Origin of the sequence: Spiroplasma sp. ChiS, from assembly GCF_002968355.1 — a bacterium.
Classification (GTDB): domain Bacteria; phylum Bacillota_I; class Bacilli_A; order Mycoplasmatales; family Mycoplasmataceae; genus Spiroplasma; species Spiroplasma citri.
The window spans coordinates 1-809 of record NZ_PUUH01000214.1; the positions used below are offsets into that span (position 1 = coordinate 1).

The following is an 809-nucleotide window of genomic DNA, read 5'->3' on the forward strand; positions in this document are numbered from 1 at the left end:
TTTTTTATTTATATTTTTTTGTTTATAGATAAAACGAATGTTGAAAGTATATTTTTTTGTTTATAGATAAAACGAATGTTGAAAGCTTTGATGGTTGGTGTTTGAATTGTGATTTTGTTTTTAACTTGGTTTTTCTTGTGAATGGTTTTTAAAATAGTTGGGTATTTTAAATAATGAAAAAGGTTTTTAAAATAGTTGGGTATTTTAAATAATGAAAAAGTTTATATTTTTCTTTAAAAATAATTGATTTATTACTTTGGTTAATTTCTTTGTATTGTGTTGGTTTAGTATTTTGAATATTATTTGCTTTACAATGTGTATATTTTGTGTGATGATTGTGAAAAAATATTTTTTATCAGTTAAATGCTTTTCGGTTAGTGAATTTTGTTTGAGATAATCCGTTATCGGTAATTATTGGTAAGTTAGGAACTGGTAAAACATTACTTTTAACTTATTTGTCGCAAACTATGAAATTATTGACAGATGAAATTTATAGTAATTATCCGTTAGAAGATGATAAAGTTAAAGTTTTAACATTTAAAAATTTAGAGATGATAAAGTTAAAGTTTTAACATTTAAAAATTTAGATTTTACCGATCGAACAAAACCGGTTCCCCCAGATGATAGTGTTATTTTATTTGATGAAAGTTATTTGTATATTGATGGAACTAGTCCTCACGATGAGAAAAAAGTTCATAGTGGTAAAATACCGTGAATTGTTTTAGCGAGACATTTTGGACATCGTGCGTTGTTTACTGCTCAGCGTGAGGGTATGATTTGAAATAATATTCGCCAGTTAGCAAGTGGGA

Annotated in this window: 3 protein-coding genes; all 3 read left to right on the forward strand. The window is 25.8% G+C overall.

What is annotated here, in order from left to right:
• Positions 1–66: DUF2649 family protein (locus C6B38_RS11290; RefSeq protein ID WP_255401083.1), on the forward strand; the 66-nt coding region annotated here is incomplete at its 5' end.
• Positions 57–152 (forward strand): hypothetical protein, encoded by a 96-nt coding sequence (locus C6B38_RS12360; protein ID WP_443028752.1) that lies wholly within the window; start codon positions 57–59, stop codon positions 150–152. The genes C6B38_RS11290 and C6B38_RS12360, both read left to right, overlap by 10 nt.
• Positions 153–335: 183 nt before the next feature.
• Complete coding sequence (locus C6B38_RS11295) at positions 336–572, forward strand: hypothetical protein (RefSeq protein ID WP_233485581.1); 237 nt, start codon at positions 336–338, stop codon at positions 570–572.
• Positions 573–809 lie beyond the last annotated feature (237 nt).